At 55.8% G+C, this 25,770-nt stretch carries 23 protein-coding genes; 8 read left to right on the top strand and 15 right to left on the bottom strand.

Annotated elements, in window-relative coordinates; all coding sequences use genetic code 11:
- Window positions 1-13: 13 nt before the first annotated feature.
- Window positions 14-832: a helix-turn-helix domain-containing protein gene (locus tag ACTJJI_RS16295; protein WP_440654819.1), complete on the top strand. Its 819-nt coding sequence runs from the start codon at window positions 14-16 to the stop codon at window positions 830-832.
- Here ACTJJI_RS16295 and araD read toward each other — a convergent pair whose 3' ends face one another.
- From araD to yiaK, 8 genes are read right to left on the bottom strand one after another with little or no spacing between them, the layout of a single operon-like run.
- Entirely contained in the window at window positions 833-1,528 is a 696-nt protein-coding gene (araD, locus tag ACTJJI_RS16290) for an L-ribulose-5-phosphate 4-epimerase (protein WP_020686526.1), read from the bottom strand. It lies immediately after the preceding gene.
- Window positions 1,522-2,382: an L-ribulose-5-phosphate 3-epimerase gene (locus tag ACTJJI_RS16285; protein WP_046888974.1), complete on the bottom strand. Its 861-nt coding sequence runs from the start codon at window positions 2,380-2,382 to the stop codon at window positions 1,522-1,524. The genes araD and ACTJJI_RS16285 overlap by 7 nt, the downstream gene beginning before the upstream one ends.
- 2 nt (window positions 2,383-2,384) lie before the next feature.
- Window positions 2,385-3,038: a 3-keto-L-gulonate-6-phosphate decarboxylase UlaD gene (gene ulaD, locus ACTJJI_RS16280; RefSeq protein ID WP_038418390.1), complete on the bottom strand. Its 654-nt coding sequence runs from the start codon at window positions 3,036-3,038 to the stop codon at window positions 2,385-2,387.
- Entirely contained in the window at window positions 3,035-4,540 is a 1,506-nt protein-coding gene (locus ACTJJI_RS16275; RefSeq protein WP_334752499.1) for an FGGY-family carbohydrate kinase, read from the bottom strand. Before ACTJJI_RS16275 ends, ulaD begins: the two co-directional genes overlap by 4 nt.
- Window positions 4,541-4,596: 56 nt before the next feature.
- Window positions 4,597-5,916: an MFS transporter gene (locus ACTJJI_RS16270; protein ID WP_440654815.1), complete on the bottom strand. Its 1,320-nt coding sequence runs from the start codon at window positions 5,914-5,916 to the stop codon at window positions 4,597-4,599.
- Between the two features lie 45 nt (window positions 5,917-5,961).
- Window positions 5,962-6,888, bottom strand: coding sequence for a DUF4862 family protein (locus ACTJJI_RS16265; protein ID WP_257256377.1), 927 nt, complete (start codon window positions 6,886-6,888; stop codon window positions 5,962-5,964).
- 26 nt (window positions 6,889-6,914) lie between these two features.
- On the bottom strand, window positions 6,915-7,382 hold the full coding sequence (locus ACTJJI_RS16260) for a YhcH/YjgK/YiaL family protein (RefSeq protein WP_014830198.1): 468 nt from the start codon (window positions 7,380-7,382) through the stop codon (window positions 6,915-6,917).
- Between the two features lie 10 nt (window positions 7,383-7,392).
- Window positions 7,393-8,391, bottom strand: coding sequence for a 3-dehydro-L-gulonate 2-dehydrogenase (gene yiaK, locus ACTJJI_RS16255; protein ID WP_440654812.1), 999 nt, complete (start codon window positions 8,389-8,391; stop codon window positions 7,393-7,395).
- A gap of 225 nt (window positions 8,392-8,616) precedes the next feature.
- Between yiaK and yiaJ the strand changes: the two genes are divergently transcribed.
- Window positions 8,617-9,435 (top strand): IclR family transcriptional regulator YiaJ, encoded by an 819-nt coding sequence (gene yiaJ, locus ACTJJI_RS16250; RefSeq protein WP_020686532.1) that lies wholly within the window; start codon window positions 8,617-8,619, stop codon window positions 9,433-9,435.
- 3 nt (window positions 9,436-9,438) lie between these two features.
- The gene (locus tag ACTJJI_RS16245; protein WP_096928336.1) at window positions 9,439-9,894 is read left to right on the top strand and encodes a 4Fe-4S dicluster domain-containing protein; all 456 of its coding nucleotides are present in this window, start codon (window positions 9,439-9,441) and stop codon (window positions 9,892-9,894) included.
- 4 nt (window positions 9,895-9,898) lie between these two features.
- Here ACTJJI_RS16245 and avtA read toward each other — a convergent pair whose 3' ends face one another.
- Together avtA and ACTJJI_RS16235 are read right to left on the bottom strand one after the other, a co-directional pair.
- Window positions 9,899-11,155 carry a valine--pyruvate transaminase gene (gene avtA / locus ACTJJI_RS16240; protein WP_440654810.1) on the bottom strand — a complete coding sequence of 419 codons (1,257 nt, stop codon included), beginning with the start codon at window positions 11,153-11,155 and terminating at the stop codon, window positions 9,899-9,901.
- Window positions 11,156-11,782: 627 nt separating this feature from the next.
- Window positions 11,783-13,813: an alpha-amylase gene (locus tag ACTJJI_RS16235; protein WP_440654808.1), complete on the bottom strand. Its 2,031-nt coding sequence runs from the start codon at window positions 13,811-13,813 to the stop codon at window positions 11,783-11,785.
- Window positions 13,814-14,127: 314 nt separating this feature from the next.
- On the opposite strand from ACTJJI_RS16235, the gene ACTJJI_RS16230 reads away from it, so the two are divergent.
- A complete protein-coding gene (locus tag ACTJJI_RS16230) occupies window positions 14,128-14,952 on the top strand; it encodes a protein bax (protein WP_014830204.1) in 825 nt (274 codons plus the stop codon).
- A gap of 37 nt (window positions 14,953-14,989) precedes the next feature.
- On the opposite strand, the gene xylR is transcribed toward ACTJJI_RS16230, so the two are convergent.
- From xylR to xylF, 4 genes are all read right to left on the bottom strand, one after another.
- Window positions 14,990-16,168: a D-xylose utilization transcriptional activator XylR gene (xylR, locus tag ACTJJI_RS16225; RefSeq protein WP_014830205.1), complete on the bottom strand. Its 1,179-nt coding sequence runs from the start codon at window positions 16,166-16,168 to the stop codon at window positions 14,990-14,992.
- A 33-nt stretch (window positions 16,169-16,201) separates the two neighbouring features.
- A complete protein-coding gene (gene xylH, locus ACTJJI_RS16220; protein ID WP_248042293.1) occupies window positions 16,202-17,383 on the bottom strand; it encodes a xylose ABC transporter permease XylH in 1,182 nt (393 codons plus the stop codon).
- Window positions 17,361-18,902, bottom strand: coding sequence for a xylose ABC transporter ATP-binding protein (locus ACTJJI_RS16215; protein ID WP_182380801.1), 1,542 nt, complete (start codon window positions 18,900-18,902; stop codon window positions 17,361-17,363). Before ACTJJI_RS16215 ends, xylH begins: the two co-directional genes overlap by 23 nt.
- Window positions 18,903-18,974: 72 nt before the next feature.
- On the bottom strand, window positions 18,975-19,967 hold the full coding sequence (xylF, locus tag ACTJJI_RS16210; RefSeq protein ID WP_013094963.1) for a D-xylose ABC transporter substrate-binding protein: 993 nt from the start codon (window positions 19,965-19,967) through the stop codon (window positions 18,975-18,977).
- Between the two features lie 370 nt (window positions 19,968-20,337).
- Between xylF and xylA the strand changes: the two genes are divergently transcribed.
- The 4 genes from xylA (at window position 20,338) to ACTJJI_RS16190 (ending at window position 24,737) form a co-directional block, all read left to right on the top strand.
- Window positions 20,338-21,660: a xylose isomerase gene (gene xylA / locus ACTJJI_RS16205; protein ID WP_014830210.1), complete on the top strand. Its 1,323-nt coding sequence runs from the start codon at window positions 20,338-20,340 to the stop codon at window positions 21,658-21,660.
- A 59-nt stretch (window positions 21,661-21,719) separates the two neighbouring features.
- Window positions 21,720-23,174, top strand: coding sequence for a xylulokinase (xylB, locus tag ACTJJI_RS16200; RefSeq protein WP_440654804.1), 1,455 nt, complete (start codon window positions 21,720-21,722; stop codon window positions 23,172-23,174).
- 103 nt (window positions 23,175-23,277) lie between these two features.
- Entirely contained in the window at window positions 23,278-23,817 is a 540-nt protein-coding gene (locus ACTJJI_RS16195) for an isochorismatase family protein (protein ID WP_118283500.1), read from the top strand.
- Window positions 23,817-24,737: a GlxA family transcriptional regulator gene (locus tag ACTJJI_RS16190; RefSeq protein ID WP_014830213.1), complete on the top strand. Its 921-nt coding sequence runs from the start codon at window positions 23,817-23,819 to the stop codon at window positions 24,735-24,737. The genes ACTJJI_RS16195 and ACTJJI_RS16190 overlap by 1 nt, the downstream gene beginning before the upstream one ends.
- On the opposite strand, the gene ACTJJI_RS16185 is transcribed toward ACTJJI_RS16190, so the two are convergent.
- Entirely contained in the window at window positions 24,730-25,725 is a 996-nt protein-coding gene (locus ACTJJI_RS16185) for an acyltransferase (protein WP_194516707.1), read from the bottom strand. The genes ACTJJI_RS16190 and ACTJJI_RS16185 overlap by 8 nt on opposite strands.
- Window positions 25,726-25,770: the final 45 nt, after the last annotated feature.

Raw genomic sequence — 25,770 nt, 5'->3', positions numbered from 1 at the left:
ATGGTGAATATCCATGCTCGAATTATCCATAGCGCTTCCGATTAAGGTGCAAAATGGCGGATTATTTATTTCGCGGGGCGTGGGTCGCCACCCGGCGCGTAAATTAACGTCGTGGGAGATTATTTTTGTCGAAAAAGGGACATTAACGATCCGGGAGGAGAACCGTCTTTTTGAGGTGAAGGCGGGGGAGAGTTTATTGCTCTGGCCGAAGCGGCGGCATGTGGGTACAGAAGATTTTCCGGCCGATCTGCGATTCTACTGGCTGCATTTTGAGGTGAAGCCTGAGTCTTCCGCTTTGCCGGAGGCTTCTCCGCTGACCATTGAACAACATTGCTGCGTGAGGGATGTCCCGTCGGTGATTGCGCTTTTTCGCCAGTTCCTCAGTGAGCAGGAAAAATTACAGCGCAGCGTGGCGCTGGAAATGCTTTTGTTACTGATTTTGCAGCAAATATCCCTCTCAGCAGGATATGAGGACCGCGCCGATGAGGCCGGTGCAGCACTGGCCTGGAAGGCAAAACAGCTTATTCGCACGCAGTTTCATTTACCGCTCTCCACCTCGCTGCTGGCAAAATCGCTGCACTGTAATGCCGATTACCTCGGGCGCGTGTTTCGTCGGACATTTCATTTAACCCTGACGGAGGCGATTCATCGCCAGCGCGTCAGGGCGGCAGAAAAAATGCTGCTGAATGACTCAGCGTCATTAACGGAAGTGGCCACCCGCTGCGGTTTTAACGACGTGGGGTATTTCCGGCAGATATTTTCGAAGCATACCGGGTTAACGCCCGCCGTCTGGAAACGGCGGTACTGTAAGGAACACATTAATTCCGGTTGATCACTGCCCGTAATAGGCATGCGCACCGTGCTTGCGCAGATAATGTTTGTCGAGCAGTTCCTGCTGCATAACCGGAAGCTGCGGCGCAAGCTGGCGCGAAAACAGGCCCATGTACGCGCACTCTTCCAGCACCACGGCGTTGTGTACCGCATCGGCGGCATCTTTACCCCATGCGAACGGTCCGTGGGAGTGCACCAGCACTGCCGGGATCTGCATGGGGCTGATGTCGCGCTCTTCAAAGGTTTTGATGATCACTTCACCGGTCTGATACTCGTAGTCTCCTGCGATCTCCGCCGTGGTCATCCGCCGCGTGCAGGGGATCGCGCCGTAGAAGTAGTCCGCGTGCGTCGTGCCCCAGGCCGGCAGATCCTGACCTGCCTGAGACCAGATGGTGGCATGGCGGGAATGGGTATGGACGATGCCGCCCATCTCCGGGTAGCGACGGTACAGCGCAAGATGGGTAGGCGTGTCTGACGACGGTTTCATGCTGCCCTCGACCACCTCACCGGTGGCAATATTCACCACCACCATATCCTTCGCCGTCATCACGTCATACTCCACGCCGGACGGTTTGATCACCATCAGACCGCTGTCGCGATCCACCGCGCTGACGTTACCCCAGGTGAAGGTCACCAGCTGGTGGGCGGGCAGTGCCAGGTTGGCTGCCAGCACCTCGGCTTTGAGTTGTTCTAACATGTCATGCCTCCTTCCTGCATACGGGCTTCAATCCAGCGGCGCGCCTGGATAATCTCCAGCACCGGCTCTTTTGCTTTTTCGGTCCACATTTCAATCAGAAACGCGCCGCGGTAGTTCAGCTTATTGAGCGTGTTAAACACGCCAACGAAATCGACGCAGCCCTCGCCAAAGGGCACGTCGCGGAACTGTCCTGGGCTTTGTGCCGTGACGGGCTGGGTATCTTTCAGGTGAATTGCCGCGATGCGGTCAATGCCCAGCGTCAGTTCGGCGGCCACATCGTTACCCCACGCGCTGAGGTTGCCGACATCCGGGTAAACGCTAAACCACGGCGAGGCCAGCATCTCGTCCCACTTTTTCCATTTGCTGATGGAGTTCATAAACGCGGTGTCCATGATCTCAACGGCCACCATCACCTGCGCGGCGGCGGCCTGCTCGACTGCCCATGCCAGCCCTTCGGCGAAGCGTTGCCGGGTGCCTTCATCATGCTCTTCGTAATACACGTCATACCCGGCCAGCTGGATGGTGCGAATACCCAAATCACGCGCCAGTTTAATGGCGCTGGACATGATCTCCCGGGCGCGGGTGCGGACGGTTTCATCCCGACTGCCAAACGGGTAGCGGCGGTGGGCAGACAGGCACATGGAGGGGATCGACACACCGGTTTCCAGCATCGCTTCCACCAGCGATGCACGCTGCGTGGTGCTCCACGCCAGGCGTGACAGGCGTTCGTCCGTTTCATCTACCGACATTTCAACAAAATCAAAGCCACAGCTTTTTGCCAGCACCAGGCGCTCCGGCCAGGTGAGGGATTTCGGCAGCGCTTTTTCGTAAATACCTAACGGATGCTGACGCATGATTACGCTCCCCAGATGTCGCGGATTTGCGAATGGAAGGCCTCTGCCACCTGCGGTGGATTGGCCGCGCCTGCCAGCGCGCGACCGGCGATAAAGGCTTTGACGTTGATCTGCTTAAACAGCGGCAGGTCAGCCGGGGTGATGCCGCCGGTGACGGACAGCTGCAAACCGATGTCGGAGAGCGCTTTCATTCGGGCGAGATCGGCCTCACCCCACTGCTGACCGCTGGCCTGTGCGTCGCGTCCCCGGTGGTAGATGGCCTGCTTCACGCCGATGCGGTGCCAGGCGCGGGCATCGTCCAGCGTCCAGTTGCCAAACAGCTCCATCTGAATTTCCCCACCGCAGCGCAGCGCCACCGCGTGGCCTTTTTCAACCGTGGCCAGCGGCGCGGCGCAGATGATGGTCATCCAGTTCGCGCCTGCGCCAAACGCCTGCTCTGCCAGCGTTTCTCCGGCGTCGGCCACCTTCCAGTCCGCCACGAGGGTTTTTCCCGGACACTGCTCGCGTAGTGCACGCACGGCGTTAAGCCCTTCGGTCAGACATAAAATGGTGCCCGCTTCGATAATATCGACGTGATCGGAAAGCCTGGCGACATCGCGCTGGGCAGCCTGAAGTGAGGTGTGGTCGAGCGCCAGCTGCAGTAATGGTCGGCTCATAGGTCGTGCTCCTTTACACGGGCGTGATAACCCTGTAGTGCTGAAATCAGTAACTGGTAGCGCTGATACTTGCGCTGATAGGCCGCATGGGCGTGCATGTCGGGTTCAATGACCCGAATGTCGTGTCTGAGCGCGCGCTGCGCTGCGTAAAAATCGGGATAAACGCCGGTGCCAACCAGGGCGGCCAGCGCCGCGCCGGAACAGCCAGTCTCTTCCACCTGCGGCAGCGCAATCGCCAGACCGCTGACATCCGCCAGCATCTGCATCCATACGTCAGAGTGGGTCGGGCCGCCGGTGACGCGCAGTGCCTGTACGTCGGTAAAGCGTTCGAGCATGCGGCTGAGATGGGTCATATGGCTGAACACCACGCCTTCGTAAACTGCCTGCAAAAGATGCGCGCGAGTATGCAGCGCCTGCATGCCGTAGAAGCCGCTCGTCATCTCCAGCCCGGCGTTGCTGCCATAGAGAAACGGCAGGAAGAACAGATCGCTTTCGGCTTTCGGCAGGCTGGCCACGGCGTGGTTGATCTCGCAAAAAGAGATCTCTCCCCACTGGGCGGTTAACCACTCAAGGTTGCCGGAAGAGGTGGGGCTGGCTTCGTGGACAATGTACTGCTGCGGGTGGACGTAACGCCCATAGACATAGGGATACGGTTCGTTGTCCCGAAGCGCATTGGCAATCCCGCTGGTGACGGCCCAGGTGCCCATCACGGCGTTCAGCGTATGTTCGTCGTGCAGTCCGGCACAGATCGCGGTGGAAACCACATCAAACAGCCCACCAACGACGGGGGTTCCCGCCGCGAGACCGGTAAGTGCGGCAGCCTGAGCGGTGATTTCCCCGCAGATTTCTGCTGAACCGACAACAGGTGGCAGAGCGTTGTCGATTTCACTGATACCGAGCCAGCGCGTGAGCTGCGGATCGTACTGGCCGGTGTTCATGTTGTAGAGATTGGATTCAGAGATATTGCTCTCTTCGCAGCCTTTTACGCCGGTGAGGCACCAGCGCAGGTAGTCGTGCGCCATCATCACGCAGCCAATCTGCTGATAGCGCTGTGGCTCATTCTCTTTGACCCAGCGCAGAAGAGAGGCCGGATGCCCGGTCCAGAGCGTCTGTCGCGTGTGCGGATAAAGCTTTTCGGGAATATCGTCCTGCTGCCAGCGCTGCACGATGTCCAGTGCCCGACGGTCTGAGGAGAGCATTGCATTGCCCAGGGGACGATCCTGTTTATCGAGAAGAAACAGCCCCTTGCCCTGGGCGGAGATGCCCACACCTTTGATCTGCTCGCCGCTAACCCGGGCGTTGTTGAGCAGAAGAGCGACGGTGGTGTGACACTGCTGCCACAGCTGGTTCATGTCCCGCTCCGCATAGCCTGCTCGCGGGCTGAGCGTGGCAACCGTGCGGCGTTCAATACAGACCTCTTTGCCCTCGCGGGTGTATAAACCGGCTTTCAGATAAGTACCGCCACAATCGATACCCAGCCAGAAGGGTTCTTTTTCACTCATCTTTGACTCTCTCGTCTTTCTCCCTCTCCCCGTGGGAGAGGGCTGGGGTGAGGGCATCAGGCCGCACGCTTATGCGGGTTCACCGTAGGATTAGGCTCCGCACCGGCATCGCACTTCGCCGGTAGCAGCAGGGCCAGCAGCGAGGCCAGCGCCAGCGACACCGCCAGGCAGTAAACCCCCGCATCTTTGCTATACAAGGTGATCAGCACGCCGACCGCATAAGGGCCACAGAACCCGCCGAGGTTACCCAGGGCGTTAATTACACCCCGCGCACCGCCTGCCATCTCCGCGCTGAACAGGCGTGCCGGAATGGTCCAGAACACGCCCGCCGCCGACTGCAGGAAGAACCCACACCCCACCAGCGCGGCGTAGGCCAGCCAGGTATGCTCTTTCAGCGCCACGGAGAGGAACATGCAGAGCGCAAAACCAATCAGCGGCAGGGAGACAAACAGCTTGCGCTTACCGGTACGGTCAGAGAGCGAAGAGAAGAGGAACATACCCGCAATGGCCCCGATATAAGGCAGGATCGCGAGCACGCCTACCTGGCCGATGCTGGTGTGCGTGAGCTCTTTGAGAATGGTGGGTAGCCAGAGGGTGTAACCGTAAATGCCGGTCTGGTAGAAGAAGTTCAGGGCTATCAGCTGCCACATGGTTTTGTCGGACAGCACCGCGCTCAGCGAGGCGTTTTTCACCGCTTTACCGGCAATGGCCTGCTGTTCTGCGGCCAGGGTTTTGACCAGATAGTTTTTTTCCGCTTCAGAAATCCAGCGTGCTTCCTGCGGGCGGTCGTACACCGTGAAGGCCCACAGCACCAGTACAACGATGGACATCAGCCCTTCAATGATGAACAGCCAGCGCCAGTCGAGTGCGGTAATAATACAGCCCGACAGGGGGGCGGTGATGATCCCGGCAATGGGGACGAACATAATCACGATCGCATTGGCGCGACCGCGTTCGGCGTCAGGGAACCAGTTACTGATCATCGTCAGCACAACCGGCAGCATCCCGCCTTCCGCTACCCCGAGTAAGAAACGCAGCACCAGCAGTTGATACTGGCTGGTGACGAGTCCGGTCAGGACCGAAATCACCGCCCAGGCGACCAGCGACCAGCCAATAAATTTCTTCCCGCTACCATGAACGGCAATCTTGCCGCCAGGCACCTGCAAAAACAGATAGCCAATAAAGAAGATCCCACCCGCCAGGCCTGCCATGGTGGCAGAAATACCTAACTCTTCATCCATCCCGCCGGGCATGGCAAAAGCAATATTCACACGGTCCATATAAGAAATAATGCAGGCGATAAGAATCGGGGGAATAATTCTTAACCAGCGCTGGCGCGGAATGTCCGCATGTAGAGCTTGAGTAGACGTATTCATATTTAATATCTCAGTGTAGGTAACCGGAATAAGATTTTTTTATTGTTATTGCGTTGCTTTTTTCATTTGGCTAATGCCGTCGCGCAAAATAGCGATGCGATGGCTGATATCAGCATTAGCATTTATTTCCAGTAATTTAATACCGGAAAATTTCAATGTTGCGGCGCTCGCCGCAGTAAAGAGTGCTTTTGCATGTTCAGTGGTCATCAAACTGTCGGCACAGTACGATGAAAACGGCGCGTGCAGATCCTGCCATTCACCGTACGCTCCGCGAGTGGTGGTGCCGGAGAACATCAGCGCGGCCAGTTTTCCGGCCTGAAGGGCGGTCTGAACGTGCTCAAGCGGAAGCGTGGTGTTGCGCCCTTCAATGACTGAGCGCGCCCAGTTGATACAGACGCTGATATCCGTCTCTTTTATCACCTCCAGCACCTGCTCTAAGGGTAAAAATCCCTTACGCGGTGCGGGACCGGTCATGGCATCGCAGTGTTCAAGCACCAGATCGCAGTCCCACTCCCAGCGCGTGATGTCGCGGATGGAGCGCGCGAATGCCTCCGTGGCTTGTTCGACAGAACCTTTGCCCGCCTGCGGTGCTGCCTGCATTTCCAGAGCGATCACCTTTCCCGGAAAACGGGCGTTAACCGCAGCAATCTTTTGCTGCAGATGGCGGTAATATTCCACACACGCTTTACGCTGTTCTTCGTCAGCAGACGCCAGCCCAAATGCGCCGTTGGTACCACGGCGACGCATGGTTTCCATCACGGCCGTAACGACGATTTGCCAGTCTCCAGGCGTATGGCGGAACAGCCATTCATCACCAAACGGATGCAGGTTTTCCAGGCACGGTTGTTCCAGCCCACGGATGTGAGGCGTGTCGGAAAGCTCCCGCCAGAAGGCCTGTTCTTCTTGTTCCCCTTTCTGGTGAAACGAGGGTGCGCAGGGGTACGCACCAATAATAAACCCGGTGTTGGTCATTTCGCGTTCCTGTATTTATCAGAAAATTAATCTAATTCGCTGATTGCCACTTTCACCACAATTTTACGAATTGCAGCTTCCTTGTTTTTAATACAGGCAGGACGGTGTACATCCTGCGGGAAAAATATGGCATAACTGCCAGGTACCATTTCAATAAACGATTCATTTTCACTGTTGTGATAAAAAATAATATCCCGTTGTTCCAGTAATGATTCGCTGATTTTGTTATTTCCGGTATCGATAGCAATACCGATTTTTTCTTCACCCCACGCCAGAAATTGAATATCGAGATAGCGGCGATGAACTTCGGGGCGATTCTCATGCTGCTCTTTGGTGGTCAGGTCGATGACCTGGGCAAAGAGGTTCCGTCCGTCAATCTCCACCACGCCCGGCTCCAGGGCGGTGAAATCCGTGGTGCGCAGAAAATCGAGTGCTTTTTCAATCGCCTGCGGCAGGCGGCACGGATTGGGCTGCGAAATATGTCCGAATATCATGGCCCACTCCTTACAGCGCCTGGATTTTCGCCCACACGCTGTCGTCAATGGTGATGCCGTTGCGGCGGTTCTCTTCAAGCAGTCGCGTAAATTCATGCCCCGGCAGACGGACAGCGACGTTTTCGTCAGACTGCTCGGCGGTGGTGATGAAGTCCATAATACGCTGCAGTTTGGCATCGCGGGTTGGGCCGTCGATCAGGCGGTCGACCTCGATGGCGATAAAAATCTGCGACACGCCATACTCGTCGCTGTTGTCCTGGGTGACTTCCGCCACGGAGGCGCCGTTAGAGAGCAGGGTGGCGATCATGTCGAGCACAATCGATAAGCCGGAACCTTTCCAGTAGCCCATCGGCAGAATGCGGCGGTTTTTCTCAATCACGCCAGGCTCTTTGGTCAGATTGCCCTCGTCGTCGAATCCGCCGTCGACCGGTAACGTGCGTCCGGCCAGTCGGTTCACTTCCAGCATGCCGTAGGAGAACATCGACATCGACATATCGACCATGGTGATTGGGGAGGAGGGGATCGCCACGATCAGCGGGTTGGTGCCGATGCAACATTCTTTTGAGCCCCACGCGGGCATCACCGCAATAGAGTTGGTCCAGCAGATCCCGATGTAGCCCTTCTCTGCGGCTTGCCAGCCGTAGCTGCCCCCGCGCATCCAGTGGTTAGCGTTACGCAGCGCAACCAGACCGATACCGTGATCGGAGGCCAGTTCGGTGGCGCGATCCATCATTTTTTTCGCCGTCAGGTTACCGATGGCGCGTTGGGCATCCCACTGTTCGATGGCCCCTAATGTGGTCACCCGTTTTGGCTGGGCATCAGGAAGGATGTCGCCCGCGTCCAGTTGCTGAATAAAACGCGGGAAGCGGTTCACACCGTGGGAATAGACGCCAGATTCCGTGGTGCGGGCAAACATCTCCGCGCAGGCGTCCGCCGTGTCTGCTTTTACACCGCGATCGAGCAGAACCCGATTGAACGCTGCTTTCAACTCTTCGAATGTCACTTTCATCCCTGTTCTCCTGTTCTTCGTAGGGGCAAGTGCGAGTGCTTTTTTATCGCTACATTTCACTATGCGAAATCTGATTTCAAATATAGCGATCAAATTTTGCCAGATCAACGACATTCATGTTTTTCAAAATCGATTAAAATCAACTGGTTGTGTTTTTTCTGTTGAGATCGTGAACTGAACCACACTTTGCGCTACCATCAGGGCGCGATAAAAAGGAGCCATGGGATGAGCATGAAAGAGAGCGACATGACGCAAGAAAAAGAGAGGCCAGCTGGTAGCCAGAGCTTGTTTCGCGGTCTGATGCTGATTGAGATCCTCAGTAACTATCCGAACGGCTGTCCTCTGGCCCATTTATCGGAACTGGCCGGGCTGAATAAAAGCACCGTGCACCGGTTACTGCAGGGATTGCAGTCGTGCGGGTACGTCACCCCGGCACCGGCGGCGGGCAGCTATCGCCTGACCACCAAATTTATCGCCGTCGGGCAAAAGGCGCTGTCGTCGCTGAACATCATCCACGTGGCTGCTCCGCATCTTGAGTCGCTGAATATCGCCACTGGCGAGACGGTGAACTTCTCCAGCCGCGAAGACGATCACGCGATCCTGATTTACAAGCTTGAGCCGACCACCGGTATGCTGCGCACGCGCGCCTATATCGGCCAGCATATGCCGCTTTACTGCTCGGCAATGGGTAAGATCTACATGGCATTCGGTCACCAGGATTATGTGGCGAGCTACTGGGAAAGCCACCAGGATCAGATCCAGCCGCTGACCCGCAACACCATCACCGAACTGAGCGCGATGTATGACGAGCTGGCGGAAATCCGTGAGCACAGCATGGCGATGGACAAAGAAGAGAACGAACTGGGGGTCTCCTGTATTGCGGTGCCGGTGTTTGATATTCATGGCCGCGTGCCGTATGCGATCTCAATTTCGCTGTCGACCTCCCGCATGAAGCAGATTGGCGAAAAAAATCTGCTCACACCGCTGCGTGAAACGGCGGACGCGATCTCCAGAGAGCTGGGTTTTACCGTGCGCGAGGGATAACAGATGAACCGGTTCATCATGGCGGATTCGGCAAAATGCATCGGCTGTCGCACCTGCGAAGTGGCGTGTGTCGTGTCGCATCAGGACGCCATCTCAGCAGACGCCTTTACGCCCCGCATTCGGGTAATCAAAGGGGACGCTTTCACCACGGCGGTGGGTTGCCATCAGTGTGAAGATGCCCCTTGCGCGAATGTCTGTCCGACGCAGGCGATTCGCCGTGGCGAGGGGGCCTGGCAGGTTGAACAGGCGCGCTGTATTGGGTGTAAACGCTGTATGGTGGCGTGCCCGTTTGGGGCGATGCAGGTGCAGTGGGCAGGAAATACGCTTCAGGCGCTGAAATGCGATTTATGCGCGCATCGCGCGGACGGACCGGCCTGTGTGGAAGCCTGTCCGACCCACGCGCTGAGCTGTGTCGATCCCGCCAGATTACGCACTGAACGGTTGCGTCATCTGGCGTAGGTTCTTACTGGGCGTCTTCGCGCCAGGCGAATTCGATCTCCTCGGCGAGAATTTTTACCCCGGCTTCGATTTTTTCCGGATCGGGCACGTAGTTCATGCGCATACATTGATGCGTATGCGGCCACGGCTTGTCCAGCCCCGGGAAGAAGTAATCACCCGGCACCATCAATACGCCTCGCTTCTTCAGGCGCTGGTAAAGCAGCTCGGTGGTGATCGGCAGATCTTTAAACCACAACCACAGGAAAATCGCCCCTTCAGGTTTGTGGATCAGGCAGCGTTCTTCCGGTAAATGGCGGCGAAGAATGGCAATTGTTTCCTGAACGCGCTGATAGTAGAACGGCTTAATCATGTCATTAGACAGGCGCAGCAGATCGTTGCGTTTAATCATTTCGCACATCATCGCCGGGCCAATACCGCCAGGAGAAAGGCTGATAATGCCGTTCATGTTGGTAATGGCGGTGATGATTTTTTCATTGGCGACGATGATCCCGCAGCGGCTGCCCGGCAGGCCGAGCTTGGAAAGGCTCATACACAGGACGATGTTCGGGTTCCACAGCGGACGTGCTTCGCTAAAGATAATACCCGGGAACGGCACGCCATAGGCGTTATCGATCACCAGCGGGATGCCATGCTGATTTGCCAGCGCATCCAGCTTCATCAGCTCATCGTCGGTGATGACGTTGCCCGTTGGGTTGGTGGGACGTGATACGCAGATCATGCCCGTCTCTTCACCAATGTGCAGATGTTCAAAATCGACGTGGTATTTGAACTGGCCTTCCGGCAGCAGCTCAATATTCGGGCGCGCGGAGACGAACAGATCCTCTTCCAGACCCGAATCGGCGTAGCCGATATACTCCGGGGCCAGCGGGAACAGCACTTTTTTGGTGGTGCCGTCGGCGCGACGTCCTGCGAACAGGTTAAACAAGTAGAAAAACGCGCTCTGGCTGCCGTTTGTTAGTGCAATATTCTGCGGTTCGATATCCCAACCCAGCTCTTCACGCAGCATATCGGCGAGGAGTTTCAGCAGTTCGGTTTTACCCTGTGGGCCGTCGTAATTGCAAAGCGCATCGGTTGCTTTGCCGTTTTCCAGCATCTGAGCGAGCAGCGTCTGGAAATAGGTATTCATCTCCGGGATTTGAGCCGGGTTTCCGCCGCCGAGCATGATGGCGCCCGGTGTGCGCAGCCCGTCGTTGAGGTCCTCCATCAGGCGGGTAATGCCTGAATGGCGGGTAAATTTGTCGCCGAAAAGTGAAAACGTCATAGCAGGTGATCTGTCGAGCTTGTTTTGAAAGTGGGTAACCATAACGCTAGCACCGTGCGGGTGCAAATCGGCTGGTGTGGTCGGATTTGTGGTTTTATATGGCGGGTGTGGATTTTTGTAGTGAATAGTTCTGGTGGGTGCCCCTCACTCCGGCCCTCTCCCTAAGGGTTGAGGGATCCCCATAAAATAATGCCTGCACGGAGGACCCCCTCTCCCTTGAGGGAGAGGGTTGGGTGAGGGGGAACATATGGCTGTAGAGGTAATTCCGTTCACTTTATGTTCCTTGCTACTCTGTAACGGCATGACTTGTGAACGTGCCAGGGCGGCTCAATCGCCACCGCCCTGGCGACCCGGGCTCCCGGCGGTAAATCGCCGCTTCGCGGTGCCCTCGGCTTATTCCTTCCGGCTTATCGGGGACGGGCGGATGTAACGTCCCTGTAAAGCCGCCCTCTCGGCGCATCCATGCGCCTCGCCCCGGCCTGCAGGAAACGCCTCAGCGATTTACAGCCGGACCAGGGCGTCGCTGTAAGTCATTCATTTTCCTGAAGCAACATTCATCGCTTCCGGTAAAAAATTACTGGGGATTCCTCAGCCCTAAGGGAGAGGGAGAAAACCGCGGTGAGGGGGCTATTGATTTCCCGCCCAGACGACCATCACCTTATCGCCATCATGTTCACGTACGAATCCATACCCCTCTTTCAGCGAAAGCGTGGTTTGCTTGCCTTCACCTATCGCCGGATGGCGGGCGCGGAACTGACCCAGCGTTTGCCAGTGGGCGACGGTTAACGCCTGTTTGCCCGTCACATCCTGCCAGTTCATATCCGAGCGTGTTCCCTGCAGAGGGTCGGAACCCGTCGGCCCAAACGGACGCTCTGATTCATCCCCATAATAGATTTGTACGCTGCCCGGCGCTAATAGCAGCAGCTCTGCCGCGCGCTGGCCCCCTTCGCGGAACAGGCGGGTGTCATGCGAAGAGAGATAGCTCAGGACGTTAAAGGTTTGCAGTTTTTCCGCCATCTGCTGCCAGGTCAGATCGATATCGGCCAGGCAGCTCACCGCTTTTGCCGCCTGCTCCTGATAATCGAAGTTAATCATCGCATCGAAGCCGTGGCGGTAATAATCGCTCTGCATGACCCCGTGGCCCCAGGATTCACCCGTCATCCAGAATGGCGCATTGTCGAGTTTTTTGTCCGGGTGAGCACCTTTCCAGGCTGCCAGCGCCTGGCTTGCCTGGTCCTTCAACTGCTGCCAGGCCGCCAGCTCAACGTGCTTTGCCGTATCAACACGGAAACCGTCAATACCATATTCGCGTACCCACTGGCTCAGCCAGTGCGTCAGGTAATCTCGCGGGGTGTATCCCGGGATAGCTTTGGCATGGGTATCGGCCTTGTGTTGATAGAAGTTCGGCAAACCGGATGGCGTGGTGGATTCCGTTTTCAGGTCGGGTAAAAACGCCAGCGACATGGTCAGGTCGTCAAAGCCTGGGTTGTCGTAATCACCAATATCGGTGCGGATCCATTTTTTACCCCACCATTTTTCCCATGCGGCTTTATCGCTGAAGTTAATGTAATCATTAAAGCTGTGCCAGCTTTGTCCTGTGCCCGGCTTCCAGTCCGTCCAGCGTTCACCCAGCGTTTTCTTCAGCTCATCACCCTGCAGATAGAGCGCGCCAAACTGGTACTCCTGCATGTCGGCAAGCGTCGCGTAACCCGCGTGGTTCATGACGATATCGAACAGAATGCGGATGCCGCGCTTGTGCGCTTCATCGACGAGATGACGTAAATCATCTTCGGTGCCCATGTTGGCATCAAGCTTTGTCCAGTCCTGCGTGTAGTAGCCGTGGTAAGCATAGTGGGGGAAATCCCCTTTGGTGCCACCGCCGACCCAGCCGTGGATCTGCTCAAGCGGGGAACTTATCCAGAGTGCGTTTATCCCCAGTTGTTGCAGATAATCAAGCTTGCTCGCAAGCCCTTTCAGATCGCCGCCGTGGAAGGTACCAATCTCCTGCATCCCATCTTTATGGCGACCATAGCTGTTGTCGTTGGTGGGGTCGCCATTCACAAAGCGGTCGGTCAGTACGAAATAGACGGTGGCGTTTTGCCAGCTAAACGGCGCGGGTTTGTCGGTTTCGGCGCGCTCAAGCAGCAGCAGGCCGTTGCTGTTGGCGGCAGGCTGAAGGGTAATTTTTCCCTGTTGTACCGTCGCGGTTTGTTTGCTGTAGAAATCTCGCACCACGGAGCCTTCCGGGAACGTATTCCCCACCTCCAGCGTCAGCGGTTTTCCGTCCCATTTTGGACACTGGCGGATAACGTCTGCCACCGGCTGTTCTGCTGTGCTCTTGATGGTCAGCATCAGGGTTGGCGTGCCGGATCGGGTATCGACACGCATCTGGTACTCTCCGTCGCGGAACAGACGCCACTGCGGCGGCGTGCCGTCACACGGTTTGAGCGACAGCATCTCGTTGAGTTTTATCGCTTCTGTTGGCTGCCAGCACGTGTTGTCAAAACTCACTGTCAAAGGGCGCGTACCCTTCGCAAGCTTTGCCTGGCTGGTGAACACGCCGGTGCCTTCGGCGCTAAAGGCGCTAAATCCCGGTGATGACCAGTCGGCATGTGCCAGTGCGGGTAACATCAGAAAAGCCAGTGCGGTGCGTTTCATTCCATTTTCCTGTCGCGGCATTTTTGACCAGTGTGCCATCAGGTGTTGGGTAAAAACTCATCCCCCGGCGCTTTCTGCAAGGATGACGTGAGAGGATGAGTGATCCCGCGCAAAATTAGGCAGTTATCTGCGAGAACGCACACAAATTTTCAGAATTGATGTTTAAATGAGCACGTTTCAGGTGACATAGTTTCGGAATTGGACTATTTCTATACGTGCTCTTGAAGTCTATTTTTGATATGATTTGAGATTCCGCTCTCAAATTTGTGAAAAAAATAAGGTGTTGGAATGTTTATATCCGACCAGGAGACCTAATGATATCGACTCCCATTCGACGATATGGGGCCGCGATACTCATGTTACTCACCACGACATTTTCGGGTGGGGTGCTTGCGAAGACGCACACGGATACAACGAGTAAGAAAGCCCACGTAATAAAGACGACAAGTAGTAAGGTTAGCAGTAAACAAGAGTATTCTCGCAATAGTGCAAAGAGTAGTTCACTTCCTGATTTGCGAAAATACCCTTCCGGAACACCAAGGAAAAAAGCGTTTCTCCGGACGGTAATGCCTTACATCACAAGTCAAAACGCCGCGATTACGGCAGATCGTAACTGGTTGATCGCCAAACAGTACGATAGCCGCTGGACGCCGTCCGAGCGTGCGCGCCTGAAAGATATCGCAAAGCGCTACAAGGTGAGCTGGAACGGTAACACCCGTCGTGTGCCGTGGAATTCGCTCCTTGAGCGTGTCGACATCATTCCGGGCAGCATGGTTGCGACAATGGCTGCAGCCGAAAGTGGCTGGGGCACCTCGAAGCTGGCGCGCAACAACAATAACCTCTTCGGCATGAAGTGTGTGAAGGGGCGTTGTAAAAATGCGCCGGGTAAGGTGAAGGGCTACTCGCAGTTTGAATCGGTGAAAGATTCAGTGAACGCCTATGTGGTAAACCTGAACACGCATCCGGCCTACTCGTCGTTCCGTAAGTCGCGTGCTCAGCTGCGTAAAGCGGATCAGGAAGTGACGGCCAGTACGATGATCCACAAGCTGAAAGGTTATTCCACCCAGGGTCAGCGCTATAACAACTACCTGTTTGCGATGTACCAGGATAACCAGCGACTTATCGCCGCCCATATGTAATCCCAATAACGCCTTCCACTGGAAGGCGTTTTCTTTTCTACATCATGACTTCGCTGTGGCGTTCCCGATACTCTTTCGGCGTGTTGTCATACTCTTTACGGAATACCGAATAAAAATACTGCAGCGACGGATAGCCGCACATCTGCGAGATTTCGTTGATCGACAGCGACGTGGAAATGAGCAAACTGCGCGCTTTCTCCAGCTTCTCAGCGTGAATGACCGCATGGATGGTTTCGCCCACTTCCTCTTTAAAACGCTTCTCCAGATTTGAACGGGAAATACCCACGGAATCCAGCACCTGATCGACCTTGATACCTTTGCAGGCGTGGTTGCGGATGAAGTGCATCGCCTGGATGACCGCCGGGTCGTTCAGGGAGCGGTAATCCGTTGAGCGACGTTCTACCACGCGGACCGGGGGAACCAGCAGGCGCTGAAGCGGCAGGGATTCGTTATCCAGCAGACGATGCAGTAATTTTGCGGCCTGGTACCCCATCTGTCGGGTACCCTGCGCCACTGAAGAGAGAGCCACACGAGAAAGGTAACGGGTCAGCTCCTCGTTATCGATGCCAATCACGCACAGCTTTTCCGGCACCGGAATGTGCAAATGTTCGCAGACCTGCAATACGTGGCGCGCACGGGCGTCCGTCACGGCAATAATGCCGGTTTGCGGCGGCAGCGTCTGCAGCCAGTCAGCCAGACGGTTTTGCGCGTGCTGCCAGTTTTCCGGCGCGGTTTCCAGCCCCTGATAGACCACGCCGCGGTATTTCTCCTGGGCGACAAGCTGACAAAAGGCGTGTTCGCGCTCAACGGCCCAGCGTTTGCCGCTGGAGGCCGGTAAACCATAGAACGCAAAGCGATGGACGCCTTTCTCCTTTAAATGCAGAAACGCGCTTTCAACCAGCGCATGGTTATCGGTGGCGATATAGTGAACGGGAGGATAGTGCTCGGGCGAATGGTAAGAGCCGCCGACGCCCACAATCGGGACGTCGACGTCTGTCAGTAATTGCTCAATGACCGGGTCATCATAGTCAGCGATGACGCCATCGCCCAGCCAGTCTTTGATGTTCTCGAGTCGGGTGCGGAAATCTTCTTCAATAAAGATATCCCACTCGGATTGCGACGCCTGCAAATATTCACCAACGCCCTCTACCACCTGCCGGTCGTAAGCTTTGTTGGCATTGAATAACAACGTAATGCGGTGACGCTTTTCAAACATGGCTCGCTTCCCAAATAAGTCACAATACGGTTATCAGGCACGCCGCTTGGTGGCAGAGTCCATCCAGACTGCCAGCAAAAGAATGGCCCCCTTGACGATATACTGCCAAAATGTCGGGACGTCCATCATACTCATCCCGTTATCCAACGAAGCCATGATAAATGCCCCCATCACCGCGCCCGCCACGCTGCCGACACCTCCCGCGAGGCTGGTACCGCCAATGACGCAGGCGGCGATAGCATCCAGCTCGGCAATGTTCCCGGCTGACGGGGAACCCGCCCCGAGACGCGAGCTGAGGATCAACCCGGCGATAGCCACCATCAGTCCGTTAATGGCGAACACCGCCAGTTTAGTGCGCTCTACGTTAATGCCTGACAGACGGGCGGCCTCAAGGTTGCCGCCGATGGCGTAAATACGGCGGCCAAACGCGGTGCGCGTGGCCATAAACATGCCGCCCAGCAGCAAGAGGGCCAGCAGGAGAACTGGCGTAGGCACGCCGCGATAGTCATTCAGAAGCCAAATCGCGCCGAGCACGATCACCGCCGTGAGCGCCTGACGTCCCACCACGGATGCTGATGGAGAGGAGGCCAGCCCCAGCGACTGACGGCGCATACGGCCACGCCACTGCCAGGCCACAAATGCCAGCAGCCCGACCACGCCGAGGGTAAAGCCCACGCTATCGGAGAGGTAGCTCTGACCTATCTGTGACATGGCCGCGCTGGTGGGGGAGACGGTGGTGCCGTTGGTGATACCAATCAATACGCCGCGGAAGGCCAGCATTCCTGCCAGAGTAACAATGAACGACGGGACTTTCCGGTAGGCAACCCACCAGCCATTCCAGGCGCCAAGCACCAGACCCAACACCAGCGTCACCGCCACGGTCAGCGGCAGCGGCCAGCCAAGCCAGACGTCAAAAATGGCCGCGACGCCGCCGAGCAGGCCCATCATCGACCCGACCGACAGATCGATTTCCGCCGAGATAATGACGAAGACCATGCCCACGGCAAGAATGCCGGTGATGGCAGTCTGGCGCAGCAGGTTAGAGACGTTACGCGCGCTCAGGTAGGAGCCATCGGTCATCCACGTAAAGAACAACATAATGGCGATAATCGCCGCGATCATCACGAATACCTGCAGATTCAGCGCTTTTAACCCCGCGAATGCGCCGGGCGTCTGAACAGCGACTTTGATATCAGACGGATTGCTTTTCGACATGACGTTCGCTCCTTAAAGCGGCTTCCATCACCTGCTCCTGCGTCAGGTTCTGGTTAATCAGATTGGCTTTCAGTTTGCCCTCGTGCATGACCAGCACACGGTCGCTCAGGCCGAGCACTTCGGGTAATTCAGAGGAGATGACAATGACGGCAATCCCTTGCTGTACAAGCTGATTAATCAGTTTGTAGATTTCGTACTTCGCACCGATATCAATGCCACGCGTCGGCTCATCAAGGATCAATATGCGTGGATTGAGGAGCAGGCAGCGCGCCAGAATGGCTTTTTGCTGGTTGCCTCCGCTCAGGCGTCCAATGGCTAACTCCGGGGAGGATGTTTTCACTTTGAGCCGGGCGAGAGACTGCAGAATGCACTGTTGCTCAGCGGCATCATCAAGGCTGCTCAGCGCGCCGGAGAACTGATCGAGTGCCGCGAGCGTGATGTTTTTACCCACCGCCATTACCGGCACGATGCCGTCTTTTTTGCGGTCTTCCGGCACCATGGCAATTCCGTGGGCAATCGCCTGCTGGCAGTTGTCGATTTTTACCGGCTTACCATCGATATAAACCTTACCTTCCCATCGCCCTGGCCAGACGCCGAACAGGCACTGTACGGCTTCAGTCCGCCCGGCACCGACGAGCCCGGCAACACCGAGAATTTCACCCCGGTGCAGGGAAAAGGAGATGTTGTTAACGCGTTTGATATGGCGGTTAACCGGGTGCCACGCGGTCAGGTTCTCCACGCGTAATACTTCATCACCCATTGTGTGAGGTTCATTCGGGTAAAGGGCCGTCAGCTCGCGCCCCACCATCATGGTGATGATGTCATCCTCGCTCATGCCTTCGGCTTCTCGTGTGCCAATGTGTTGACCATCGCGGATCACGCAGATGGTGTCAGAAATGGCTTTGACCTCGTTGAGCTTGTGCGAAATGTAGATGCAGGCGATACCGTGGTTTTGCAGATCGCGGATGATATCCAGCAGGACGGCCGTTTCCTGTTCGGTGAGAGAGGCCGTGGGCTCGTCGAGGATCAGCAGTCTGACCTGTTTGTTCAGCGCCTTAGCAATTTCAACCAGCTGTTGCTGCCCCAGACCCAGGTCTCCCACGCGGGTATCTGGCGAAATGGCCAGACTGACCTGCGCCAGCAGTTTTTCACAGCGTAGCGTCATGGTGTCGTAATCCAGCACGCCGCGTCGCGAAATTTCGGCCCCGAGGAAAATATTCTCCAGCACGGTGAGATGCTTCACCAGCGCCAGCTCCTGGTGGATGATGGCGATACCCTTACGTTCGGTATCGCGAATGTGGGTGGCCTGAATGACCTCACCGGCAAAGACAATTTCACCTTCGTAGCTGCCATGCGGATAGATCCCGCACAACACTTTCATCAGCGTCGACTTACCCGAACCGTTTTCGCCGCAGAGCGAAACCACTTCACCAGGATTTAGCCGCAGGCTCACGTTATCGACCGCTTTCACCGCGCCAAAACGCTTGGTGATGCTCTTCATTTCAAGTAAATAAGGCATAACTGCTCCACATGACCCGAGGTAAAAACAGTACAAGTCGATGCGCCCCCGCAGAGCAGGGGCTGCGCTGGATTACAGTTCACTCTTCTTGTGGAAACCGTCTTTGATGACGGTGGCGTCAATGTTCTCTTTATTGACTTCAATTGGCGTGAGCAGGCGAGCCGGCACATCTTTCAGACCGTTGTTCAGCGTCGCGTCGGCTTTCGGTTGTTTACCGTTCCCCAGCTCTACGGCGATCTCTGCAGCCGTGTTGGCCAGTTCAGTGATGGGCTTATACACCGTCATGGTCTGGGTGCCCGCGATGATGCGTTTGACACCGGCGAGATCCGCATCCTGGCCTGAAATGGCCACTTTCCCGGCCAGCCCTTGGGCGCTCAGCGCCTGAATGGCACCCCCGGCTGTGGCGTCGTTGGAGGCGACGACGGCATCAATTTTGTTGTTATTCGCGGTTAGCGCGTTTTCCATAATTTTCAGTGCATTTTCAGGCAACCAGCCGTCCGCCCACTGATCGCCAACCACTTTAATCTTGCCGCTGTCGATATACGGCTTGAGGACTTTCATCTGGCCTTCGCGGAACAGTTTGGCGTTGTTATCCACCGGCGAGCCGCCCATCAGGAAATAATTGCCCTGCGGCACTTTATCAACCAGACTTTTGGCCTGCAGTTCACCCACTTTTTCATTGTCGAACGAAATATAATAATCAATGTCCGCATTATTAATCATGCGGTCATAGGCCAGGACTTTTATCCCTTCTTGTTTCGCTTCTTTGACGACGTTGCTTAATACCTGGCCGTTATAAGGGATAATGACCAGTACATCAACGCCACGGTTAATCATATTCTCAATTTGCGACATCTGCGTTTCTTCGTTGCCATTTGCAGACTGCACAAACACACTTGCGCCAAGTGATTCCGCTTTTTTAACAAAAATATCGCGATCTTTTTGCCAGCGTTCCAGACGCAGGTCATCAATCGCCATGCCAATTTTGACCTCTTTGGCATGTCCTGCAAAGCTTGCAAGGAGGAGAGTAGTGCAGAGCGTTAGGGTCAGGTTCTTTATCTTCATAATTATTAGGCCTTTTGTAGGGGTATGTGTTGCTGAGATAAAAGAAACATTCACTGCTGAGACGCAGCAAATTTTTAACGCGGAAAGGCGGGCTGGCAATTACAGATTTTTATCTTCTCATTACGATATTTGGTTTATTTCTGAATTTATGACCGCGATCGGATTTTAAAATACGTAAGGTCTTAATTACATTTGATTATGGAATCTGCGCCGAAAAATAGTTTGCTTGCGCATTATTTTGCGAGCTAGCGCACAGTTGCGCATTCTCTCAATAGCAGTGTGAAATAACGTAATTGAGCAACCCAAAATGTCTATTCACTATTACTCCTGTATCAACGACTCGCCGCATACCCTGATTATGGAGCTCAACATGCAAGCTTATTTCGACCAACTCGATCGTGTTCGTTACGAAGGCCCGAAAACGACCAATCCTTTAGCATTTCGTCACTATAACCCGGATGAGCTGGTGCTGGGTAAGCGCATGGAAGATCATCTGCGCTTTGCCGCCTGTTACTGGCATACCTTCTGCTGGAACGGCGCCGATATGTTCGGTGTGGGTTCCTTTGACCGCCCGTGGCAACAGCCGGGAGAGGCTATCGAGCTGGCGAAGCGTAAAGCGGATGTAGCATTTGAATTCTTCCACAAGCTGAACGTGCCGTATTACTGCTTCCATGACGTGGATGTGTCGCCGGAAGGCGCATCGCTGAAAGAGTACCTGAACAACTTTGCGCAGATGGTGGATGTGCTGGCGGCGAAGCAGCAGCAAAGTGGCGTGAAGCTGCTTTGGGGCACGGCCAACTGCTTCACCAACCCTCGCTATGGCGCCGGGGCAGCAACTAACCCGGATCCGGAAGTGTTTAGCTGGGCGGCCACGCAGGTCGTGACCGCAATGAACGCCACGCATCAGTTGGGCGGCGAGAACTATGTTCTGTGGGGCGGCCGTGAGGGTTACGAAACCCTGCTGAATACCGACCTGCGTCAGGAGCGCGAGCAGATTGGCCGTTTCATGCAGATGGTGGTTGAGCATAAGCATAAAATCGGTTTCCGCGGCACGCTGCTGATTGAACCGAAGCCACAGGAACCAACCAAGCACCAGTACGATTACGACGTCGCGACCGTGTACGGCTTCCTGAAGCAGTTCGGCCTGGAAAAAGAGATTAAAGTTAACATTGAAGCCAACCATGCCACCCTGGCGGGTCACTCTTTCCATCACGAAATTGCGTCTGCCATTGCGCTGGGCATCTTCGGCTCGGTCGATGCTAACCGTGGTGATGCGCAGCTGGGCTGGGATACCGACCAGTTCCCGAACAGCGTGGAAGAGAATGCGCTGGTGATGTATGAAATCATCAAAGCGGGTGGTTTCACTACCGGCGGCCTGAACTTTGACGCCAAAGTGCGTCGTCAGAGCACCGATAAATACGATCTGTTCTATGGCCACATTGGCGCGATGGATACCATGGCGCTGGCGCTGAAAGTCGCTGCGCGCATGATTGAAGACGGTGAGCTGGATAAACGTGTCGCGAAGCGTTATAGCGGCTGGAACAGTGAACTGGGCCAGCAAATTTTGAAAGGCCAGTTATCGCTGGCGGAAATTGCGAAGTACGCTGAACAACATCAGCTGGCGCCGCAGCACCAGAGCGGACACCAGGAACTGCTGGAAAATCTGGTCAATCACTACCTGTTCGACAAGTAAAAACGTAGGCCCGGTAAGCGGAAGCGCCACCGGGCATTTCTGTCAAAGGAGCCACCACAATGTATATCGGGATTGATCTTGGCACATCGGGTGTGAAAGCCATCCTCTTAAGCGAGCAGGGTGACGTGTTAGCAACGCAGACTGAAAAACTGCAGGTTTCGCGTCCGCATCCGTTATGGTCGGAACAGGACCCGGAGCAGTGGTGGCTGGCGACGGATCGCGCAATCAAGGCCTTAGGTGAACAGCACAGTCTGCGTGAGGTCACCGCGCTGGGTATCGCCGGACAGATGCACGGCGCTACGCTGCTGGACAGCCAGCATCGCGTGCTGCGCCCTGCGATCCTCTGGAATGATGGCCGCTGTGCGGAAGAGTGCGTACTCCTTGAAGCGCGAGTGCCTGCGTCCCGTGACATCACCGGCAACCTGATGATGCCCGGCTTCACCGCGCCGAAGCTCCTCTGGGTGCAACGCCATGAGCCGGCGATTTTCCGTCAGGTGGCGAAGGTCTTACTGCCAAAAGATTATCTGCGTTTTCGCATGACGGGGGATTTTGCCAGCGACATGTCCGACGCCGCCGGCACCATGTGGCTCGACGTGGCGAAACGCGACTGGAGCGAGGCGATGCTGGATGCCTGTCATCTCACCCGTGAGCATATGCCCGCACTCTTTGAAGGCAGCGAAATTACCGGCACCTTACAGTCCGCCGTTGCGGAACGCTGGAATATGCCTGCTGTGCCGGTGGTGGCCGGCGGTGGGGATAACGCGGCGGGCGCCGTGGGTGTCGGGATGGTTGATGCGGGGCAAGCCATGCTGTCTCTCGGCACATCTGGCGTCTATTTTGCCGTCAGCGACGGGTATCGCAGCAACCCGGAAAGTGCGGTGCACAGTTTCTGCCATGCGCTGCCAGGAAAATGGCATTTGATGTCAGTGATGCTCAGTGCAGCGTCTTGCCTGGACTGGGCGGCGAAGCTGACCGGGATGGCCGATGTTCCGGCATTGATTACCGCAGCACAGCAGGCGGATGAAAATGCCGGTACCGTCTGGTTTTTACCGTATCTCTCCGGTGAGCGTACGCCGCACAACAACCCGGAAGCGAAAGGGGTGTTTTTTGGTTTAACCCATCAGCACGGTCCTGCGGAACTGGCGCGTGCGGTTCTGGAAGGCGTGGGCTATGCGCTGGCGGACGGAATGGACGTGGTCCATGACTGCGGCCTGAAACCAGCAAGCATCACCCTGATCGGCGGTGGCGCACGTAGCAGCTACTGGCGCCAGATGCTTTCTGATATCAGTGGATTGCAGCTGGACTATCGTACCGGGGGCGATGTAGGCCCGGCGCTGGGTGCCGCGCGGCTGGCGCAGATAGCCATGAACCCGGAAAAACCGCTTTCGCAACTGTTGCCACAGCTCACGCTGGAACAGGCTCATCTGCCCGACGCAACTCGCCACGCGCGATATGCTGAAAGGCGCGATGTGTTCCGCAAAATCTATCAGCAGTTGCTGCCGCTGATGTCATAAGCGTGATTGTCTGTCAGAGGCACGAGGATGTCCTTTTTTGGTCTGTCCGTGTGCCTGTTTCCTCGCCAGTATGTACGCATACCCACTGGCGAGGAGATTCATCATGTCACGTATTGCATTAATCAACATCGATACCCAACAGTCTTTTCATCACCGCGATTACTGGCAGGAGCAAGATATGCCGGCCTTTCAGCAGGCAATGCTGGGGCTGATAGAAGGCTGTCAATCACGCGGCATTCCCGTCGTCGATATTTTCCATGTGGATGAAAAAGGCCCCTTCTCACTGCAAAGCGGCTACGTCAAACCGATGGCCTTTTTACGTCATCAACCGGATGTGGTTTTCCAGAAACACGTCCATAATGCCTTCACGGACACGGGCCTGGATCGCTGGCTGCGCGAGCGCGATATCAACCAGCTGATCGTGTGCGGCATTCGCACTGAACAGTGCTGCGAAACCACCGCACGGGTGGCATCCGATCTGGGTTATGCTGTGACCTTTGTTAGCGAGGCAACGCTGACGTTTCCCATGACGTACAAGGGAATTACCCTTAGCGCAGCGGAAATTCGTCATCGTACCGAAGCGGTACTGTCTGGGCGTTTTGCCGGAATTAAAACGGTAGCGGAGACGCTGGAGTCACTGTAATGCGCATCGACGTTTGGTTCGTTATGTTGCCCGGGGTGTTGTCATTAGACATGACCGGCCCGGCAGAAACCTTTGTCCTGGCAGGCGATGCCTTTCGTCTGCATTACATTGGCCCGCAACCTGAGGTTCAAACGTCGATTGGTTTGATGATGAGCGGTATCACGCCATTGCCGGAAAGGCTTCCGGAAGGGAGCCTGCTGGTTCTGCCCGGTGTAAGCGACTCCCGCGTTCAGTTTTCTACGCCGCAGGCGATGCAGATCCAGCACTGGCTGATGCGCCTGCAGCCGGCTATTCAGCGCCAGGATATCACCGTGATGTGCGTCTGTTCAGGGGCATTGCTGGCAGCAAAATCAGGGCTGCTGAACAACCGGCAGTGCACAACGCATCATGAAGTTATCGGGCGTTTACGTGCAGCCGCCCCCACGGCGACGATCAAAGAGAACCGGATATTCGTGCAGGATGAGAATGTCTGGACCAGCGCAGGGATCACCTCGGGTATCGACCTGGCGCTGCATATGATTAACCGCCTGTGCGGCCCAGAAAGGGCCCTGGCTGTGGCGCGCGAGATGGTGGTCTGGTTCCGCCGGTCCGGGGACGATCCGCAGCTATCGCCATGGTTACGCTACCGCAATCATCTTCATCCGGCTATCCATCGTGCTCAGGATGCGCTGACCGCAGACCCACAAAAAGCCTGGAACGTGCCGGATATTGCCGCGCTGGCGCATGTCAGCCCGCGCCATTTAACCCGCCTGTTCCAGACGCATTTGGGGATAAGCGTTCGTGATTACCTGGAACAGCTGCGTCTGGCGGTGGCGGAGCAGTGGTTATTGCAGGGGCGTGGCGTGGAGCAGGCCTCCCTGGCGGCAGGGTTTTCCTCCCCGCGCCAGTTTCATCGGGCCCGACAGCGCGTCGTCAACTGACGAAGCGGCGGGTGTCTACCTTCTGTAGCAGCATCGACAGCAGCAGGCTTACGACCAGTGTGACGGAGAAAATCCAGACGATATCCACCACTGGCCAGTTTTTGAGTTCAACGCCTCTCGTGCGTAGCGCATGGATCACCAGCGCGTGAAAGCCGTAAATGCCCAGCGAGTGCCGCGAGATAAAACCCAGCACGGGAAGAGGGCGCGCGTTCAGGGTGTTTTTAACGAGCGTCAGCAGGGAAACGGCACAGATGAAGACCATCGGCCCGCAGTACAGATACCAGGTATCAGCAAAATTGCCGCGCCATTGCAGCTCATGCAACGTCCCGCGTGAAATGACAATCACGCCGATGATAAACAACGCCCCACATAGCCAGTTGATACCGCGCTTTTGAGTATCCATCATGCCGATAGCACGTCCCAGCATGCCGTAAATTACGTAGTAAAAGGTATCGCCATTGATGTAAAGGTTTACCGGCAGCCACTCAAAACCGTCAATTTTTTGTGAGACGGTATTCGGGTTGGCGATGATGCCAATCACCACCATCAGCGCCAGAAGCATCTTTCCGCTGACGTTTTTTACCTGAATCAACGGTGATACCAGGTAGATAACGATAATGGCGAAGAAAAACCACAGGTGATAAAACACCGGCTTTTGCAGCAGATATTTGAGTGACAGGCCGGGGTTAATTGAGGTGAATAGCGTGATGTAAATCAGCGCGACGGCGCTATAAAACCCCAGGCATGCGGCGATGCGGATGAAGTGTCGCGGTTGCGCGCTACGCTCGCCAAAAAAGAGAAAACCGGAAATCATAAAGAACAGCGGCACGCTCACGCGCGACGCGGAGTTGAGAATATTCGCGATATCCCAGTCAACGGGGCTGATACTGTGTGCGTTTGTGACATACCATGTCGTCGCGTGGATCATGACCACCATCAGACACGCTATTCCTCGCAGATTATCAATCCAGTTAATTTTTGACTGCATCAGTTCCTCTTTTCCCTGTAAATAGAGTGTGACTGCTATTGTGTA

The organism is Enterobacter sp. 22466 (assembly GCF_052044775.1).
In the GTDB taxonomy this organism is placed as follows: Bacteria; Pseudomonadota; Gammaproteobacteria; order Enterobacterales; family Enterobacteriaceae; genus Enterobacter; species Enterobacter dissolvens.
This window is presented reverse-complemented; position numbering and strand designations above follow the sequence as displayed.

Coding starts and splice junctions, on each gene's coding strand:
- avtA (WP_440654810.1), bottom strand. CDS start 11,155: ATGACGTTTTCACTTTTCGGCGACAAATTTACCCGCCATTCAGGCATT.
- xylB (WP_440654804.1), top strand. CDS start 21,720: ATGTATATCGGGATTGATCTTGGCACATCGGGTGTGAAAGCCATCCTC.
- xylR (WP_014830205.1), bottom strand. CDS start 16,168: ATGTTTGAAAAGCGTCACCGCATTACGTTGTTATTCAATGCCAACAAA.
- ACTJJI_RS16215 (WP_182380801.1), bottom strand. CDS start 18,902: ATGCCTTATTTACTTGAAATGAAGAGCATCACCAAGCGTTTTGGCGCG.
- yiaK (WP_440654812.1), bottom strand. CDS start 8,391: ATGAAAGTGACATTCGAAGAGTTGAAAGCAGCGTTCAATCGGGTTCTG.
- ACTJJI_RS16295 (WP_440654819.1), top strand. CDS start 14: ATGCTCGAATTATCCATAGCGCTTCCGATTAAGGTGCAAAATGGCGGA.
- ACTJJI_RS16270 (WP_440654815.1), bottom strand. CDS start 5,916: ATGAATACGTCTACTCAAGCTCTACATGCGGACATTCCGCGCCAGCGC.
- ACTJJI_RS16235 (WP_440654808.1), bottom strand. CDS start 13,813: ATGAAACGCACCGCACTGGCTTTTCTGATGTTACCCGCACTGGCACAT.
- ACTJJI_RS16275 (WP_334752499.1), bottom strand. CDS start 4,540: ATGAGTGAAAAAGAACCCTTCTGGCTGGGTATCGATTGTGGCGGTACT.
- ACTJJI_RS16265 (WP_257256377.1), bottom strand. CDS start 6,888: ATGACCAACACCGGGTTTATTATTGGTGCGTACCCCTGCGCACCCTCG.
- ulaD (WP_038418390.1), bottom strand. CDS start 3,038: ATGAGCCGACCATTACTGCAGCTGGCGCTCGACCACACCTCACTTCAG.
- ACTJJI_RS16190 (WP_014830213.1), top strand. CDS start 23,817: ATGCGCATCGACGTTTGGTTCGTTATGTTGCCCGGGGTGTTGTCATTA.
- xylF (WP_013094963.1), bottom strand. CDS start 19,967: ATGAAGATAAAGAACCTGACCCTAACGCTCTGCACTACTCTCCTCCTT.
- araD (WP_020686526.1), bottom strand. CDS start 1,528: ATGTTAGAACAACTCAAAGCCGAGGTGCTGGCAGCCAACCTGGCACTG.
- ACTJJI_RS16195 (WP_118283500.1), top strand. CDS start 23,278: ATGTCACGTATTGCATTAATCAACATCGATACCCAACAGTCTTTTCAT.
- xylA (WP_014830210.1), top strand. CDS start 20,338: ATGCAAGCTTATTTCGACCAACTCGATCGTGTTCGTTACGAAGGCCCG.
- xylH (WP_248042293.1), bottom strand. CDS start 17,383: ATGTCGAAAAGCAATCCGTCTGATATCAAAGTCGCTGTTCAGACGCCC.
- yiaJ (WP_020686532.1), top strand. CDS start 8,617: ATGAGCATGAAAGAGAGCGACATGACGCAAGAAAAAGAGAGGCCAGCT.
- ACTJJI_RS16245 (WP_096928336.1), top strand. CDS start 9,439: ATGAACCGGTTCATCATGGCGGATTCGGCAAAATGCATCGGCTGTCGC.
- ACTJJI_RS16285 (WP_046888974.1), bottom strand. CDS start 2,382: ATGCGTCAGCATCCGTTAGGTATTTACGAAAAAGCGCTGCCGAAATCC.
- ACTJJI_RS16260 (WP_014830198.1), bottom strand. CDS start 7,382: ATGATATTCGGACATATTTCGCAGCCCAATCCGTGCCGCCTGCCGCAG.
- ACTJJI_RS16185 (WP_194516707.1), bottom strand. CDS start 25,725: ATGCAGTCAAAAATTAACTGGATTGATAATCTGCGAGGAATAGCGTGT.
- ACTJJI_RS16230 (WP_014830204.1), top strand. CDS start 14,128: ATGATATCGACTCCCATTCGACGATATGGGGCCGCGATACTCATGTTA.